General features: G+C 54.7%; 11 protein-coding genes and 1 pseudogene. 8 read left to right on the plus strand and 4 right to left on the minus strand.

What is annotated here, in order from left to right; translation table 11 throughout:
• Positions 1–307: 307 nt before the first annotated feature.
• The 6 genes from DY926_RS11980 (at position 308) to DY926_RS12005 (ending at position 8,291) form a co-directional block, all read left to right on the plus strand.
• Entirely contained in the window at positions 308–883 is a 576-nt protein-coding gene (locus tag DY926_RS11980; RefSeq protein WP_116703587.1) for a TetR/AcrR family transcriptional regulator, read from the plus strand.
• A 45-nt stretch (positions 884–928) separates the two neighbouring features.
• Positions 929–1,123, plus strand: a complete 195-nt coding sequence (locus DY926_RS11985) for a hypothetical protein (protein ID WP_116703588.1) — start codon at positions 929–931, stop codon at positions 1,121–1,123.
• 164 nt (positions 1,124–1,287) lie between these two features.
• The gene (locus DY926_RS11990; protein WP_241503189.1) at positions 1,288–2,250 is read left to right on the plus strand and encodes an efflux RND transporter periplasmic adaptor subunit; all 963 of its coding nucleotides are present in this window, start codon (positions 1,288–1,290) and stop codon (positions 2,248–2,250) included.
• The gene (locus tag DY926_RS11995) at positions 2,250–5,288 is read left to right on the plus strand and encodes an efflux RND transporter permease subunit (RefSeq protein ID WP_116703590.1); all 3,039 of its coding nucleotides are present in this window, start codon (positions 2,250–2,252) and stop codon (positions 5,286–5,288) included. The genes DY926_RS11990 and DY926_RS11995 overlap by 1 nt, the downstream gene beginning before the upstream one ends.
• Positions 5,281–6,732, plus strand: coding sequence for an efflux transporter outer membrane subunit (locus tag DY926_RS12000; RefSeq protein ID WP_116703591.1), 1,452 nt, complete (start codon positions 5,281–5,283; stop codon positions 6,730–6,732). Before DY926_RS11995 ends, DY926_RS12000 begins: the two co-directional genes overlap by 8 nt.
• Before the next feature lie 560 nt (positions 6,733–7,292).
• A complete protein-coding gene (locus tag DY926_RS12005; RefSeq protein WP_116703592.1) occupies positions 7,293–8,291 on the plus strand; it encodes a hypothetical protein in 999 nt (332 codons plus the stop codon).
• 96 nt (positions 8,292–8,387) lie between these two features.
• On the opposite strand, the gene DY926_RS12010 is transcribed toward DY926_RS12005, so the two are convergent.
• Positions 8,388–8,753 carry a transposase gene (locus DY926_RS12010; RefSeq protein ID WP_241503190.1) on the minus strand — a complete coding sequence of 122 codons (366 nt, stop codon included), beginning with the start codon at positions 8,751–8,753 and terminating at the stop codon, positions 8,388–8,390.
• A 380-nt stretch (positions 8,754–9,133) separates the two neighbouring features.
• Here DY926_RS12010 and DY926_RS12015 point away from each other — a divergent pair, with 380 nt between their 5' ends.
• The gene (locus DY926_RS12015; protein WP_116703593.1) at positions 9,134–10,474 is read left to right on the plus strand and encodes a PQQ-dependent sugar dehydrogenase; all 1,341 of its coding nucleotides are present in this window, start codon (positions 9,134–9,136) and stop codon (positions 10,472–10,474) included.
• A gap of 508 nt (positions 10,475–10,982) precedes the next feature.
• Here the strand turns inward: DY926_RS12015 and DY926_RS12020 are convergent.
• From DY926_RS12020 to DY926_RS12030, 3 genes and pseudogenes are all read right to left on the minus strand, one after another.
• Positions 10,983–13,247 carry a TonB-dependent receptor gene (locus DY926_RS12020; protein ID WP_116703594.1) on the minus strand — a complete coding sequence of 755 codons (2,265 nt, stop codon included), beginning with the start codon at positions 13,245–13,247 and terminating at the stop codon, positions 10,983–10,985.
• Between the two features lie 276 nt (positions 13,248–13,523).
• Positions 13,524–14,335 (minus strand): annotated as a pseudogene (locus DY926_RS12025) (IS5 family transposase).
• Positions 14,336–14,714: 379 nt separating this feature from the next.
• Positions 14,715–16,433, minus strand: coding sequence for a diguanylate cyclase (locus DY926_RS12030; protein WP_148707774.1), 1,719 nt, complete (start codon positions 16,431–16,433; stop codon positions 14,715–14,717).
• Between the two features lie 569 nt (positions 16,434–17,002).
• Between DY926_RS12030 and DY926_RS12035 the strand changes: the two genes are divergently transcribed.
• Positions 17,003–17,829: protoglobin domain-containing protein (locus DY926_RS12035; protein WP_241503188.1), on the plus strand; the 827-nt coding region annotated here is incomplete at its 3' end.

A 17,829-nucleotide genomic window follows, 5' to 3' on the forward strand; every position in this document is an offset into this window, starting at 1 on the left:
ACGAACTGTTGCCATGGAACTGGCACCCCATGACTGATCTTCACAAAAAGGCCGCATGATCAACGGCGGCCTTAAGCGGCCGGTTACCAATAAAGTATTGATATATAATATGAAAGTGTGTCGTCGCTGCCGACTGCTGTGCCCAAACCGCTTCTGAAGCCCTTCATTGCGGGCGTACCCGCATACCGCGCTGCAGAGGTCACTGGGGTCAATTACAACACAGATATCCTGCTCTCCCGCAGGTTGCCTATGCCAGCCTCCTATTTTTTTCTTGAAAACATACCGTCTGGACGGTATTTAATGGGGCATGACCAGAAAACCAAAACGCACCAACAAACCCGAAGTCGTAAAAAACGACCTGCTCAACGCAGCAGGCCGGATACTGGTCACGAACGGTATTCAGGCGTTTACGCTGGAATTGGTGGCCAGGGAGGCAAACGTCAGCAAAGGCGGCCTGCTGCACCATTTCCCAAACAAGAAAGCCCTGCTGGACGGGCTTTTCATGCGCGAAATGGACCTGTTCAGGCATGAGATGCTTGCCTCCATGCAAGATGATCCTGTTGCGTTTGGCAGGTCCGCGCGGGCGTATATCGGGTTTAATCATGATGGGGCAAAAGAGACGCCGGTCATCATTCGTCATCTGCTTGCTGCCATGCTGATTGATCCACAACTCAGCCAGGAATGGCTCCAGCATTACTGGAGCGTTATCCGCTCCATCGGTCTGTTCGAGAATATGACGCCGGCCCTTCTGCTCGCCTGTATGGCTGCTGATGGTCTTTCCCTGTGGGACATTCTGGAGGCTGACATTCTGGACCAGAATATGCGCGACAGCCTGCATAACCTGATGGTGCAGTTAACGCAGGCCCCTGATAAAGCCGGCTGAAATGCAGGGGCTTTATCTTTGTCAGGAACGGTTGTCCCAGGTGCCATGGCAACTGCGGCACAGAAACAGGTTCTGGGCTTTACCAGAATTCCGCCAATGGTTGTCATGATAGCAGGCTATATTTCGTTCTTCATCTTTTTTGCTGGCTGGTTCTACTTCCGGAACCAGTTTGATGGGCAACAGGCCACTGTAATCATTCTTGTCCTGTTGGGAATTTCGGTTATCGCGGCACTGCCGTGAAGAAAAAAGCCTGTATTTTTTCGGAAATCAACATGTCCTGTCGAACGCGCCCAGACATCCTGACAAGGGTGCTGCCCCTGTTTGCAGCATCATGCCTTTTAGGGTGCAAGCCAGCATCTCCCCCAGTGAAACACACATACCTTCCCGTCGTACAGACCCTCAGGGTGCATGACGCATCACCACAGAAGAGTGTCTTTATTGGCATATACGGGGCAGAAAGAAGTATTCCTCTCGCCCCGACACAGGCCGGACGCCTGACATCAGTATCGGTTGCCAGCGGTCAATATGTTCATCAGGGCGATGTTCTGGCTACATTTGAAGACAGGTTTCTGCTCGAAGTGGAAGCCCAGGCGCAGGGTGCGGTTGATGCCGCCCGCGCCGAAATGAATCAGGCTGCCGCAACATATAAAAGAAGCCGGGGACTGGACACCATAGGGGGACTGTCCTCCGGAGCAGTCGAAGAACGTGCCTATTCGTGGCACCTCGCACAGGGAAAATACAGATCAGCCCTTGCAGCCCTGACGCAGGCCCGGATTCAGGTGGCTGAAAGCAGAATCCGGGCGCCTGAAGATGGCTGGGTCATGAGCGTTACGGGTATTCCGGGTAGTCTGGTTGGCGCCGGGAGCGAAATCATACGGCTGTCTGCAGGGGTGCCTGAAGTCCATTTCAAGGTTCCATCCTCCTCATCCTGGGCTGTTGGTGACCGGGCGGATGTTGGCCTGCCTGCCCGACAGGATGGCCAGCCTGTTCGGGCCGCCATCAGTGAAATTGGCGCGGTTGACCCCACCAGCCAGATGGAGGACGTGAAGCTCAGGCTTGATCATCCGCTTCCCGTGGCAGTCAACAGCCTTGTCACTGTTGTCCTTGCTGCGCACGATATGCCCCATGTCGTGCGCGTGCCGCTTACTGCCGTGGATTCAGCAGGCCAGACATATGCCCATCTGTGGGGGCTGACGGATGGGGAGGCGCCGCATCTTGTTCTGCGGCGCGTCCGGATTGTCGGGCTGAGAGGGGCAGATGCGTTAGTTGAGGGCCTGACGGAGGGTGAATGGATTGTCACCAATACTGACGCCTCGTTCCAGCAGGGACAGGCTGTTCTTGTTGCCGGGCCGACAGGTGAACACTGATGATGGATCGTTTCAACGTTTCACGCTGGGCTGTCGGTCATCCGGCACTTGTCAGCTTCATGATGGCCTGTCTTTTCCTTGCCGGTGGATACGGTTTTTTTCACCTTGGCCGGGCTGAGGACCCCGCGTTCACACTCAAGAACATGATTGTTTCCGCACAATGGCCGGGCGCAGGCGCGCAGCAGATGCAAAGGCAGGTTGCCGAACCGCTTGAACAGGGCCTGCGTGATATTGAAGCCATAGATGTTCTCAGCACATATTGCGTTCCGGCAGCATGCGTGACGCAGATATTCCTGCGTGATGATGAAAGAAAGGAACGCGTTCCGGTTATCTGGCAGCAGGTCCGCAACAGGTTATCCGACCTTTCTCCGAACCTGCCGTCTGGTGTGGCACTCGCCGCCAATGATGATTATGCGGATGTCTATGGTTATGTGTTTGCCCTGACCGGGGGAGAAAATGCAGACCTCATCAAGACATCCGAATACCTGAAGAAGATTTTCCAGGCTGTTCATGGTGTGGGGAAGGTCCAGATCAGTGGCGAAATCCCCCAGCAGGTTACCGTTGATCTTGATCCGCAGCAGGCTGCCGCAAGGGGAATAAGTCTCGATCAGGTTGCAAGGTCGCTTCAGGGCCGATCGGCTCTGGCTTCTGGCGGTTCGGTGGATTTTACAACGGTTGTTCCCCTGAATGTGTCCGGAGCCCTGGGTGGCGTCCGTTCCGTTGAAGATACGCCACTGGCTGGCCATTCCGGCACCATGCGTGTCAAGGATATTGCCCGGGTAAGCCGTGACTATGCAGATCCGGCACCTTCGCTGATCCGTTACGGTGGCAGGCCAGCCGTTGTCATTGCTGTCGCAATGGCTGATGGCGCGGACGGGCTTGCGCTGGGCAGGGCGCTTGAGAAGGCGGCGGCGGCTGCAGTGCTGCCCGCGGGCATGACGCTGACGCAGGTGGAAGACCAGAGCCGGGTCATCCGGGAGGCCGTGGATACATTCCTGATCAAGTTCGTCGTGGCGCTGAGTGTTGTTCTTCTGGTTGCTTTTGTCAGCCTGGGCCTGAAAGCCGGGATTATTGTGGCCTGCTCCGTGCCGCTGACGCTTGCCGGGGTCAGCCTGTACATGGGCATGGAACATATCGGGCTGGACCGTATTTCGCTTGGCGCCCTCATTCTCTCCCTCGGGCTGCTGGTGGATGATGCCATCATCAGTATCGAAGCCATGATCGTGCAGCTTGAACAGGGGCGCAGCCGCGAAGAGGCGGCCTCTTTCGCGTGGAGCCACACCGCTTTTCCAATGCTGACAGGCACGGTGCTGACGGTTGTGAGCTTCCTGCCGGTTGGCCTGGCGCAGTCGACAACGGGTGAATACGCGGGTGAAATTTTCTGGGTCAGTGCCGCAGCGCTGCTGTTCAGTTGGGTTGTGGCGGTCGTTTTCATCCCGTTTCTGGGCGTTCATCTCCTGCCTGAAGCGAAACAGCCTTCACAGGCATCACGTGAGTCCCGACTGGCGATCATGCTGCGCCACCTGCTGGGTACCAGCCTGCGATACAAAAAAAACGTAGCGGGCGGCACAATCATGCTGCTGATAGTGGCGTGCGGCGGTTTTATGTTTGTTGACCAGCAGTTTTTCCCGCAGTCAGATCGCCCGGAAGTAATCGTCGATGTTGCCATGCCACCGGGAACGGCCATTGGGGAAACCGATGCGGCAGTCGGCATTGTGGAAAAGCATCTGGCAGGAAGCCCGTCGCTGCGCCACATGGAAGCCCATATTGGCGATGGTGCGCCGCGCTTTTACCTTCCGTATGCCCCTGCCACACCCAGTGCCGCCCACGCGACACTTTTGCTGGTGGCACAGGACCTTGATGCGCGCGAACAGCTTATCCAACAGGTTGAGGCAATATCTATGCCTGCAGGCGTGCACCTGCATGTGCAGCGTCTGTCCCTAGGGCCCACTGCCGACTTTCCCGTACAGTACCGCATCATAGGGCCAGACCCGGACACCCTGCGGGCGATTGCACGCAACGTGGATGAAATCCTGCGCGGTACGGAAGGTGCGGTCTCGGTGCAGGCGGACTGGGGGAACCGGACACCCAGCCTGACCCTTGAGGCAGATCCGGATAAACTGGCGTATTTCCAGACAGATCGCGTCAGCGTCGCTGCCCAGCTTCAGGCCGCCATTTCCGGAGAGGTCGCAGGTGACATTCCCGATGGTCACCATCATATCCCGGTCATGGTGCGCGCTGCACGCCCCATGCGCTCTGATCCCGGGCTGTGGACGAACCTCCCCATTGTAACGGGAACCGCTGTCGTGCCGCTTGGTCAGCTTGGCGCCATACGGATGACAACCGACTTCCCGATCCTGTGGCAGAGAAATGGCGAACTCTGCATGACCGTTCAGTCAGGTGTTGCAACGGACATCCAGCCCGCGACTGTGGTACAGCGCGCAACGTCAGCAATCGAGACCCTGCGCAAGGGGCTGCCGGCAGGATACAGGATTGAGACGGGGGGAGACGTGGAGCTTTCCTCAACAGCGGATAGTGCGATCTTTGCTTTCCTCCCGCTGACCGGGGGGCTGATGCTGCTGGCGCTGATGATTCAGTTGCAAAGCTTCAGCCGCTCCCTGCTTGTGCTGTTTTCGGCTCCACTGGGCCTGATCGGGATGGTGTCGGGCCTGCTGGTGACAGGGGCGCCGTTTGGCTTTGTGGCCCTGCTGGGGCTTATTGCCCTGGCGGGCATGATCATGCGCAACACGATCCTGCTGGTCGATCAGATCCAGTCCAGTCACCAGGGTGGCACATCGCTGCATGCGGCCATCATTGATGCGACCCTGACCCGCGCGCGCCCTGTCTGCCTGACGGCGGTGGCGGCAATTCTGGCTTTTATTCCCCTGAGCTTCAATGTGTTCTGGGGGCCAATGGCCATTGTCATGATTGGCGGGCTTGTTGGTGGAACAGCGCTGACATTGATTGCCGTCCCCGCATTTTACGCTGTCCTGTTCGACCGTACGGCTGCCACCGCGGAAGCATCCGCCCATGCCTGAGAAGCGCTCTTTCCATTACAGGCTACGCATGATCCTGTTTCCAGTGCTGCTTGCGATGGCCGGTTGCAGTATGGGGCCGGATTTCGTGCGGCCGAAGCCGGTGCTGCCGGAGCAGTGGCAGAATGCGGGGGCTGTGGTGCATTCCCGGCCGTCGCCCCTGCCTTGGTGGCGTATGTTCAATGATCCCGTGCTCGATCAACTCATGCTCCGTGCCGAAACCGGAAATCTGGATATGGCGCTGGCGCGTGAACGGGTTACAGCCGCCCGGATACAGCGTGGTGCTGCATCGGCTGAAAGTCTTCCGTCACTGAACGGGCAGGCGTCCTATACGCATGAACGTCTTGCCACAGCAGGGGTGGGGCAGGTTCTGCAACCGCTTCTGGGCCTTTCTTCAGGGGCGGTAAGGCAGGAGCCGGAGGGCGTCTCCTATACAAATTACAGTATTGGCGCGGTGGCCTCATGGGAACTGGATATCTGGGGGCGGCAGCGTCGGCTACGGGAGGCAGCAAAGGCGGAGTTGTCTGCCGTACAGGCCGATGTAGACGCCATGCATCTTTCAATACAGGCAGAAATTGCACGAACCTATTTTCAATGGCTGTGGGTTTCTGACCGCCTGAACAGCGCCGAAAAAACGCTGGAACGGGCCACGAAGCTTCTGGCCATAGCCAGGGCCGTCCATGCGCGCGGCCTCCTTGCGGGGGTTGATCTGGAGAAACAGCAAAGCTTCTGTCAGGCCGCACTTGGTGCAAAAGATGAACTTGCCCTGCAGCAGGCTTCGTTACATCGGGCACTGGCCGTGCTGGCGGCAGGGCGACCGGATGCGGAAATGTCTGAACTGGCAAAGCCCGCAGACCTTCTGGCTGTGACAGTTCCAGAAGTCGCGGTTGACATCCCTTCCGATATGGCCCGGAAACGTCCGGATATCCGGGCGGCGGAAGCGCGGCTTCACGCGGCCACAGCAACGATTGGCATGGCACAGGCCGATTTCTATCCGCAGGTTACCCTGACGGGGCAGATCAGTCTCGATGCCCTGACAGTGGCCGAACTGGGGTGGAATGCACGCAACACATCCTTTGGCCCTACGCTCACGCTCCCGATCTTTAATGGTGGTCGTCTGTCCAGTCAGCTTGCTCTCCGCCATTCCGAACAGAGGAGCGCAGGTATATTTTATCAAAGCGTCGTTTTGAATGCATGGGTTGAGATTGAAAACCTCTTGTCGCACGAAAGATTTTTAAGATCACAATATCAAAAGCAGCTCTCTATACTTAATATTGAGAAAACGCGTAATGCAGTGCTTCAGAAACGCTATCAGCAGGGCGACATGTCACAGGAGGAATTATTGACTGACTTCCTTTCTGAAAGTGAAGGCGAAGCAAACCTTGCCAGGACATATGTGGCGCTGCTTACCAATGCGGTTGATCTTAAAACAGCACTGGGTATCTAGAGGGCGTTATGTACCGTGAGTGCGTATAGCAGCGTTTGTGAGCATGAAACATACAAACGTAATAATGGACTTGTAACGGTTCCAGGTCTGTTAGGTCTTGATACGGGCTGCTGTAGCAGAGATGGGGATGGCGGAAAGGAAGGATGCGGCTGTCTTCTCATATCGGGTTGCGACAGCACGCCACTTCGCGCTGCTATGATGGCACCAGAAAATTGCGGATATTGTCCGCCGAAGGTTCCTCGGGGGGGCTTGCCCTTCAAACGGACTTCTTCAATCAGCGGCTCCCGGGCAGACCAGGTCTGATCAAAAAAGACAGACTGCATCATGCTTACCGTAAACAGCGATGCAGTCCGTTCTGTCATTCAAGACCTAACAGACTCTGGCGGCGCAATGGGGCAGTAACGTCTCATGATACCAATATATCCGCGCATCGTATAAATGTTTTTCGCATTCTATAGCGCAGTACACCATGAGATTTAAGATTTTACTAATCGTCTGAGCATATACTTTTCGAAAGAGAATCAAAAAATACGTTCGGGCAGGACCGCAGGAAGCTTACAATGACAACGATTACGAGTAATATTTCATGGTCTGGAGCATGGTCGAGGCTCCTGGCTGATCCCACGGCTTACGATACCCCGACCGCATCCAGCGACGCGGAATCGTCGTCAATAAGCACGATTGCCGCCAGCGACGATGGCGATACGGTCGTGCTTTCGCAAGAAGCCCAGCAGGCTGTCAATATGGACTCTGGACACGATGACGGCGGTCTTGATGCCGTTTCGGCAATCTATACCGCAGCCGCGACTGTCATTAATAGTGCGTCATCCAGCGATGAAGAAAAAATTGCAGCCTTTGGCGCAGCTTACACCCTGTCATCGTTGTCGAACATCCAAACGATTGGACCAGCTCAATATGATGTCTCTTCATATGGGTATAAATTTGAAATGCTCGAAGGAAAATTCGTTGACGATATAAAAAATAGCTCTCTGATGAGTACATTCCTGAATACGCCTATGTATGACATACCAGAAAATGCTTCTGACTATCAGAAAGCAATATCCGATGTTTTTTATGATGCCAGTGCCGGTGTCGCCTATGGCGTGGATAGTTTGTCTATCAATCTTCAGGAAACGACGACGCAAGCGGCCGATGGAAGCACGACGACAAGCTATTCCTTCTCGTATCAGCAGGGAGCGGTAGCACAGGCAGGTACCCAGGAGTTCGGTGGACTATATGATCCACTGAGTGCTTTTTCTGGCGGGAAGACCCCGACGCCGACGAACCCTCATGTTGTGGGAGGGGATACCGGATGGTTTATAGATACCTCGACCGAGGATACAAAGAAGGGTTCGATTACTTTTGAAGATGCGCGAGCAAAGTTAGACCAGGAAATCGTGGATGAACTATTCGGCTCTTCCGATTCAAAAGGCAAAATAACGTCATCAGATAGCAATGACCAGACACAAAAAGAGAACGACACGAACAGTATAAATGGTATAGATGATAGCGCATCGCTTTCTGATATCCTGAAGCAGTCATCTACCGTACACGTGTAAAAAACTTATCTTAAGGTACTGAATGAAAGTTCATACTGACAATAAGGAAGGCGGCGCACATGCACTCATACAAGTAAACATATAAAAAATTAAATATTATAATTTGAAATAATTATATAATGTCTCGGCGTGATCATCTCGGCTGGCCGGTGTGACATGCAGGGTCAGCAGGAGCCTCAGTGTGCCCACTGGCCATGTGCAGCCTTGATCCTTTTTTGAGCCTGACCCCATCATATCCGGCGCAGGAACCGCTTTCCGGCGTCGAAGGTTATGTCCGGCTGTCGAGAATGGCTGCCGTTGGCTCCGCCCTACGACCAGAAGCGATACGCAGCATAGCACGCAGTCAGACACCAACGCGTCAAAACAACCTGCCTCCATCCAGTGACGGGGTTGCTGGTAGGCTGCCGACCACGGCGGAAGGTCATTCGGCATGGCGCGCCAGGAAATTCCGTAGCGGATCACGTAACGCAATCCATTGAACAGTTCGCGCAATGCGTGATGTCGTTATTCCGCACCCTCGCGCATCAGGGCCAGATGCAGGACAACCAGGACCATTCTTCATCTGATACATCAGAAGGATACGGTTTGCGTGCAGGCACCATAATTCATTACTGCACCAATCAGACACGAAATTACATAACACCCTTTAGAGGCGGTTCCACATCATTCCGGTTTCATTGAACAAAACCATATCTGCTAACGGCAGACATTCACATACGGGCCATGGATAGGGGCGCATGTGCATCTTTCGGGTGTTCCAGGCTTTATCCTGCCATGGGGGCGCGTAAAAGCGTAAAACCGAGAGTGGAACCCTGACGGTAATATGGAAGCGGGAGAACGTGATGAAACTATGGATACGTTGGGGCAGTATCGGAGTGATCGGTCTTGCCGTGCTCGGCGCCGCCACATGGAAACTTGTGGCACGGCCCGAATCCGCCTCGCTTCCCGTTACGGCTGGAACCGGGCCGCATCCCGCCCTCCCGCAGCCAAACCATACCCTGTTCCCGACCATTAACATTGCAACACCTGTGGGGTGGTCGGCCGGGCAGAAGCCCGTACCTGCGGCGGGACTTTCGGTTGCGGCCTACGCGCATGATCTCGACCATCCGCGCTGGCTCTACCGGTTGCCCAATGGGGATATTCTGGTCGCTGAAAGTAATTCACCCAAAACGGATATTTTAACTGTAAAAAATCGTATTGCGGGTCTGGTGATGGGAAAGATGGGGGCAGGGGAGGCCAGCCCGAACCGGATTATCCTGCTGCGCGACACAACGGGAAACGGGGTAGCAGATACCCGGACGGTGTTCCTCGATCATCTTTATTCACCCTTCGGCATGGCGTTGATTGGCAATGACCTGTACGTCGCCAATGCCAACGCAATTTTCCGTTTTCCCTATCATGACGGTGACACGCGGATTGATGCGCCGGGTACCAAGGTCACGGACCTGCCTGCTGGTTATAACCATCACTGGACGAAAAACCTGCTTGCTAGCCCGGATGGACGTTTTCTGTATGTGACAATCGGGTCCAACAGTAATGTTGCCGATAATGGGATGCAGGTGGAGGAGGGGCGGGCGCGGATCGACAGGCTCGACCTATCCACGGGACAACTGACACCGTATGCGACGGGGATGCGCAACCCCAATGGCCTGGCCTTTGAACCGGAGAGTGGCGCGCTCTGGGTTGTCGTTAACGAGCGTGATGAAATCGGTAGTGATCTTGTCCCTGATTACATTACATCAGTAAAGGAAGGTGCGTTCTACGGCTGGCCCTACAGCTATTACGGCCAGCATGTTGATACGCGCGTTTCACCGCAGCGCCCGGACCTTGTGGCACGGGCCGTTGTGCCGGATTATGCACTTGGGCCACATACGGCCTCGCTGGGCATGGTATTTTCCCATGATGCGACCGAACTTCCGGATACATGGCGTCATGGCCTGTTTATTGCACAGCATGGATCATGGAATCGTCGCCCCAAAAGCGGGTACAAGGTTGTTTATGTGCCCTTTGCCAATGGGCAGCCATCTGGAACGCCGGTTGATGTGCTGACGGGTTTCCTCACACCTGACGAGGAACATATGCATGGTCGCCCGGTGGGTCTGACACTTGACCATTCCGGAGCCTTGTTGGTTGCTGATGACGTTGGCGGTGCTGTCTGGCGCGTTACAGGTAATGCGCCGTAGGAAGCGGCATCAAGGCTGGGCATGCTTTGGGGAAAGCCATTTGCCCCAAAGCGCCCCGCAAAGTTCTGCGCGAGTGGCCAGTTAGGGCGGCCAATGCGGTTGCATGAATATGATGACAACTATTTTGAATGCTGGTGTTGAGCTTGATAATATTCGCGGCACAGTGCGCATGCTTCGGGGGGAAGGAGCCATACGGTCTGACCCGGTACTGCCATGCGGGAAATACCGTGTTTCCACATGGTGGCTGACTGTTTGCAATTCAGCATCACTATGTCTTGTCTTTGGCGATGACCGACTATGACCATCGTGCCAAGAGACAATCAACAACCGCATGGCAAGGCAGTTGTCTGCCTTCATGGCTATCAGAGGCTGTCTAAAAATAAATATTTATAAAAGGTAATAAAAGTTTTTGGGTGCCGCCTTTTTTTTAAAGCGGCGTTATCTGAAAATTTTTGGAAAACCTTTACTGAAAACTTTTTTACTAGAGAAATATTTCTCAGGCAGCTTCTCAGAGATCGGCGCTAATTGAGAATTTAAACGTCTCAGGATCTCCCATGACAAGGTTGCTCTGGTAAACGGACGCCCAATAGCGCTGGTTACCAATGTTATCGACTTCAAAGCGGGCCGTAAGCGGTTTCTTGGCCGCAAGGAAAGTATAGCGCGCACCCAGATCAAAACGCGACCATGCAGGCAGGTGCGCCGTATTGGCATTGTTGAACTGCTGCTTGCCCGTGCTGATTACACGCCCGACCAGCGTCAGTCCCTTGACGAAGGGTACGTCATATTCAAGGTTGCCGTTGATGGTGTAGTTCGGAATACCGATAACGGTCTTTCCATTATACGTGCCACCCTCAGTATTCATCTGCTTGGCGTCAATCAGCGTCAGGCCACCGTTAAAGCGCAGGCCGCGCAGGATCTCACCATTGAATGTAAGTTCCATGCCGCGGTTACGCTGTCGGCCATCCTGAGTATACAGCATCTGCCCGGTATTGCCGTAAGGTTCGGTCATCGCCTGCGGCATCGAGGTCTGGAAAAAGGCGACACCCGCGGCGAAACGGCCTACGTCATATTTTGCGCCGACTTCGTACTGCGTGCTCTGATACGGAGCGAAAACCTGTCCGGCATTGATATAGGTTGATCCGACCGTCTGCCCTGCGGACAGCCCCTGAATACGGTTGAAATACAGGGATGCATGTTTAATTGGATGGATGACAAGGCCAATGACCGGCGAAAACGCCGCCGCATCGTAATGCGTAAGCAGTTTTGTCGTATTGTAGTCAAAGGAGTCCGACAGGATGTCCTGATAACGGAACCCGCCTGTCAGTGCGATGCGGTCATGCCAGAAGGTCATCGTATCCGACAGGAATAGGCTGTACAGCTTGTTCCACGCCACGCGGGTAGGGTTGTTCATATTGCCGCCCAAAGCGGTTTCGGACGGTGTGAATTGCGTGGGGTGGTAGATGTTGCCCGGATGTGCGGGCCAGGATGGATCATAGGCATAGGCGGAATCTGATTCCTCCCAGATCGCAGACCCGCCCGCGTTGATTTCATGCTTGATGGGGCCTGTGGTGACATGTGCGCGCACGCCACCCTGCGTGGCCTCGTTCATGACATTGTAAGCGTCCGCCATGGCACCGACCGTGCCGTCACCGGTGCGGGAGTTCGTAAGTGTCGTGGTGGCGTAATTACCCATCTCGTTACCGCTCTGGGCACCGAATTTGCCATAGGCTGTAATATGGCTGCCAAAGTCATGTTCGATGTTCAGTGTGCCGAACAGGTAGCTCAGATCGGTATAGGCCCAGCGCTGCCCCCAGTTTTCCGAAGGGGATGTAGCTTTTGGCGCAGGCATGTCGGTTGTCAGGCTCGAGACGATGATGGCGCTGCGCCCACCAAAAACCTGCTGTTTCTGGTAATTCATGTTCATGTCGATGCGCGTGTCGTCATTATGCCAGTCAAAGGCCGCGCCAAGTGCAACGTCATCATGCCGTTCACCCTTGATCGCCGTTTCACCGTCCATACCGGCGGCGTTGAAACGGAAACCGAAGGCATGGTCCTTGCCAAACCGGCGGCTTATGTCAAAAGCGCCACCGCCCTGTCCGCTACTGGTATAATCGCCGGTAATGCGCGTGATATCCGTCGCCGCCGCCCGTTTCGGGATCAGGTTGACATTACCGCCAATGGCCGAACCACCGGGCGCCGCACCATTCAGGAACGCACTGGCACCGTTAAGCACCTGCACGGAATCATAAAGCTGGGGTGAGACAAGCTGGCGAGGCGTCACACCGTACAGACCATCAATCGCCACATCATCCCCATACAGCGTAAAACCGCGAATCTGGAAAAGCTGGGCGTAGTTTCCATACCCCATTGTGGTGCGGACGGTGGGGTCGTTCAGCAGGACATCGCCCAGTGTCTGTGACTGCTGGTTCAGGATCAGGCTGGAATTGTAGCTGCGGATGTTGAAGGGAACGTCCAGCCCCTTTTTCTTGCCCAGCGCGCCCAGATCACCGCCACTGCTTACATACATGCGGTTTTTGCGCGCGGCAGTGACAACAATGTCCTCATGCTTGCCCTCGGTTGCATCCGCTGCACCCGTGTTCTTTGCCGAGGCCTGGGACGGCTGCGCTTTGGCGGGGGAGGCGGGTTTCTTCTCCTCCTTCTGCTGCACCGGGTTGACCTCACCTGTTGCAGCGCGGGAAATCGCCGGACAGCCAATACCCACCAGCAGGCTGGAGGCGCAGATGGTGCTCAGGCAAAGCGCACGAAGACTCATTATCAAAGCTCACACTGTGACGTTCCCGACCGCTTATTTAGCAACTGATAGTGAATTGCAATATCAAATATGTCTCGTTGTGTGACAACTCCCGGAAGGTTGACGATTTCGTAAAGTGCGTGGCTGCCTCGGATACCGAGGTCGAAAAGCTGGAAAGGCATAAATGACTGAAGGTTTTGGAGTTATGCTATCTGCTTCAGGCCTGCATCTGTCTGGTTCGTCTAACCTGAAGCAGATCATTCCGAACACCGATGGCATGCTGTCTTAGAGCCTGAATCAGAAAGTGCTTTGATTGATTTTCCGCAGAACCTTGCGGATACGGGCAATCATCAACCACGCGCAGGATGACGAGATTATTGCCTCGACATCCTTCATGATGCGGCGGCAGCGTCTGAGCCATGCAAAGCTGCGTCTCACGATCCAGCGTTTCGGCAGGACGACAAAGCCTTCGGCCCGATCGCTGCGCCTGATGATTTCGATCGTCCATCGGCCGAGTTCAGCCAGCGCGCCACGCAACGTCTCGCCAGCATACCCGGCGTCACCGATCAGATGGCGAAGCTAGGGGAACAATGAGCGTTTCTGGTCGCTACCAGCGGCGCCCCGTCACGATCTTGAATGTCGGCGGGATGCACGACAGTTGCCATGATATGATCCACCGTGTCGGTCGTGATATGCTGCTTGTGGCCCCTGATCTTTTTGCCCGCGTCAAAACCGCGTGGACCACCGTCTTCAGCGGTTGTAATCGACTGGCTACCAATAACGCCAACCGTAGCGTCTCGTTTGTCCTGTTCTCGCGACAGGATCACGAGAATATCGTTCATGGCTTCCCATCGTTCCTCGTGGACCCAACGGTAGAAATAGCCCTGCAGGGTCGTGAAGCCGGGAAAGTGACAAGGTAATTGTCGCCACTGGGAACCCATGGTGACGATATAGAGGATCGTCTCCATGACCCCGCGCAAATCCTTACGTCGTGGTCTCCCGGTCGTTTCCTCTCGGGCAATCAGCAGCCGCTCAGCATCGCGAAGGTCGCGTGCATACTTCAGATCGTCCCGGCGATACTGCGCGCGGGTGATTTCAGTCCGGGTCATCTTGATCTCATCAGGTTCTCGCAAACCCATGAATTATAACCTGCTGAAATCACTCAGCTCATTTTCGGTCAGACATTTAGATTGGCGCTGATAACGCCCGGCACTTTTAATGGCAGTATCCTTCCTTCACTCCATCAACGGCCTATTCAGGGCCGAAATGATCTGCAGGCAGGGATTATGTAAATCCTTTGGAGTTCTGAAAGATGCTTCCTTTTGAGTAGATTAGAAGGGCAGAAACTTCAGCATTTCCATGTTTAAATATATATATGTGTGTGTTTATGACAGAAGACCCAGAACATGATGTAGTCAGAACCGTCTCTTTCAATGACTTCCGTCGTGTTCTACGACCATCCGATATAAACGGGATTCCTGTATTGCACTATGTAGCAACAACAATCCGGTCACGTCCTTCACTCTTGGCGCGGTACAGCGCCTCATCGGCAGCCTTGATAATGGCGGCGCCATTCGCAAACGCATTTTTGTGCCACAGGGCAATACCGAAAGACATGGTGATCTTGCGCAGTTTCTTCCCATCATGATGCAGGTCGAGGGATGCGAGGGCCGTGCGCAGCCTTTCCGTATGCATGACAAGTGTATCAAGTGAATCCACGGCGCTGATAATCAGGAATTCTTCGCCGCCAAGCCGGCATACGATGTCATTACTGCGGAATGCACTCTGTATTTCCGCTGCAGCACTACACAGCACAACATCACCCGCATCATGGCCGAAATCATCATTTACTTTCTTGAAGTGGTCGATATCCCCAATAATAATGCCAAATGTCGTATCTTCCCGGCGGGAGCGTGCGATTTCAAAGCCCAGCATCTCCTCCATGTACCGGCGGTTGTACAGCCCGGTAAGGGGATCACGGATTGTCTGCTCACGCAGATCCTTCTGTAGCTTCTGGTTGACCAGAGCTGCCGCGATATTTTCGATCAGCGCTGACAGAAGGAAACGGTTTTCTTCCGCCACAGTGCCCTGAAGGTAAAAAAGACCAACAACCTCACCATTTGCAAGTAATGGTTCGCAATGGTAGGAAGTTACATCCTTTTCCACATGAGTGCAGAATATATCGCTGCCCTGGTGTGAAACGGAATGGCTCTGGCCCAGTCTCAGCGCCCAGCAGGAATCTGGCGTAAGGCTGTCGTGCCCACATGCCACATTACCCCAATGGGCAATGCGCAGCAGCAGGTTGCGTGAATTGTTATGGGCATAAAGCGCGCCATTTATACCGGGAATGACGCGCGGAACAAACGCGCAGACAATGGTCGAGAGTTCCTGCTCCGTGCGCGCGGCCTGAAGGCGGTGCGCCATCTCGCCCAGTAATTCCAGGGACTGGCCGCGTAATTTCAGTACATTACTGTGATGTGTCAGTTCTGCATTGGCTGCGACCAGTTTCCGGTCACTGGCTTCCTGGGCTTCCACTGCATGTTCCAGGCGGTTCGCCATGGTATTGTAGCCATGCGCGAGCATGTCGAATTCGGTGCAGCCCATATGGCCGTTTACACGGGCCTTGAGATCACCGTTCCCAAAATCCGACATGGCCATCAGGATCATGCGCATGGGGTTGCGGATACCCAGTGTGACAATCAGGAGAAGGCCGCCAACCAGGAATATGATGATCATGCTGCCGCCAATAACAAGCTGCTTGTTCCACGCGGCATGGGTTTTCAGGGTCGCGAGCCGCTCCAGCAGCAGTTCATGCTCGGTTTCCTGTATTTCATTGACCTTCTGTACCAGCAGGACCATGTCGATGCGGCCACGGCCGCTCAGGACCTCGGTGCGTGCTTCATCAAAACGGCCCTGATGCGCCAGGCTGATCAGTTTTTTTAGCGTAACGACCCGTTGCGATACGGCCGCCTGCAGGGCGACGGACCGCTCGTACTGAACCGGATTGTCCTTCAGCAGTTGTTCAAGGAGTTTTTCCTTGGAATTGATCGCGTTGATCAGGTCATCAAAATTTTCGGCAAAAGAGGCGTCTTTGGTCAGAAGGTAGCCGCGTTCCTCGGATTGGGCTTCCCGCAGGTCCGACAGCGTTTCCGACATGACTTCGGTAATTTTCTGCTTGCGGGAATTCCACTCAAAACTTGCCGTCATGTTGTGTGACGCCGACAGCAGCAGGCCCGAAAGGAAAACCAGACTGGTACTGACTATGGAACCAACGGCGACGATGCGGGATGTAAGGGAGTGTAACACATAATCCTCGAAAAACGGCTGATATTCATTCCGGGTTCAATGATGGAAATGGTCGTGGCAATCCTGCTTCCGACGTACGCTGAAGCCTTCCGCATCTGATAAAGGCGCTCCGGATTGCTCTACGTGACCTGAACCACGATGTCACGTTAACTTCCCGACTGGTATGGGTGGCCCATCGCCGCGCTAAATGTCATATCAGGCTGTTAATGAAGCGTCATTGTTTCTGTGTATGCGCCGAGGAAATGCCTGCGGGCTGGAGGAAGCCAGCGGGCGTGATGGTATTGGGTATGGGCCGCTGGTATTTGGGCTGTCCCCCGCGTAGTTGAGGCGCATTATTAACCGCCCCGTTCATGAATTTTCTATGTCACTATTTATTACCGTGACTAAAGCTGTTATTTGAAAGGTTGCATTAACATATATCACGATTATATGATAAGCCAATCCCCGAATAGATCTCTCCGGAGTGCCCTATGCCCGATACGCTACGCAAAATAGCCGAAGCAGACAGAGTGAAAGCCGAAATCCAGGCTGTGAGCGAGCGTCTGGAATTCATGCAGATGACCCCCCAGAACTGCGCGGCACTCCGTTCGCTCAAGGAACTGGTCAGACGGGAACTGCCTGTTGCGCTTGATAAATTCTATCAGCAGGTAAGGAAAACACCAGAAACGAGGAAATTTTTCTCATCCGAGAAAGATATTGATCACGCAAAGCAAGCACAGGAAGGTCATTGGGGAAATATTTCCGATGGTAACTTCAATAAGGACTATGCCGCCCGCGTGCGCAGGATCGGCATGGTGCATGCGCGCATCGGCCTCGAACCCCGCTGGTACATGGGTGGTTACGCCATCATCCTCGACCACCTCATCAAGGCGGCGGTAAAGGAAAAACTTCCTAAAAGGCGGCTATTCTCCGATTCCGGCATGAGCGCCGCCGAGTTCGGGGAGGCGCTGGGCAGCCTGTCGAAGGCCGTGATGCTGGACATGGATCTCGCCATCTCCGTCTATATCGACGAGGCGGAGAAGGCCAAGCTGGCCGGTCAGACCACCGCCATCGCCAAGGAACAGGGACTCGTCTGCGAGAGCTTTGGCAAGGCCATGGCCCGTGTGGCCAGCAAGGACCTGACGTGTGAGGTCAGCGGCGAACTTCCCAAGGCCTACCATCCGCTCCGCGCCGACTTCAATAATGCGGTGGGCACGCTGCGGCAGTCGTTGCAGTCCGTGGCACAGGTGACCGGCTCGATCGAAGGTGCGATCCGTGAGATCAGCTGTGCGGCGGATGACCTGTCCCGCCGCACACT

The organism is Komagataeibacter melaceti (assembly GCF_003403295.1).
In the GTDB taxonomy this organism is placed as follows: Bacteria; Pseudomonadota; Alphaproteobacteria; order Acetobacterales; family Acetobacteraceae; genus Komagataeibacter; species Komagataeibacter melaceti.

Bases quoted from the DNA above. Each gene is read 5' to 3' on its own strand.
- DY926_RS11980 (WP_116703587.1), top strand. From the start codon at position 308: ATGACCAGAAAACCAAAACGCACCAACAAACCCGAAGTCGTAAAAAAC.
- DY926_RS12015 (WP_116703593.1), top strand. From the start codon at position 9,134: ATGAAACTATGGATACGTTGGGGCAGTATCGGAGTGATCGGTCTTGCC.
- DY926_RS12030 (WP_148707774.1), bottom strand. From the start codon at position 16,433: ATGACGGCAAGTTTTGAGTGGAATTCCCGCAAGCAGAAAATTACCGAA.
- DY926_RS12005 (WP_116703592.1), top strand. From the start codon at position 7,293: ATGACAACGATTACGAGTAATATTTCATGGTCTGGAGCATGGTCGAGG.
- DY926_RS12000 (WP_116703591.1), top strand. From the start codon at position 5,281: ATGCCTGAGAAGCGCTCTTTCCATTACAGGCTACGCATGATCCTGTTT.
- DY926_RS12020 (WP_116703594.1), bottom strand. From the start codon at position 13,247: ATGAGTCTTCGTGCGCTTTGCCTGAGCACCATCTGCGCCTCCAGCCTG.
- DY926_RS11995 (WP_116703590.1), top strand. From the start codon at position 2,250: ATGATGGATCGTTTCAACGTTTCACGCTGGGCTGTCGGTCATCCGGCA.
- DY926_RS11985 (WP_116703588.1), top strand. From the start codon at position 929: ATGGCAACTGCGGCACAGAAACAGGTTCTGGGCTTTACCAGAATTCCG.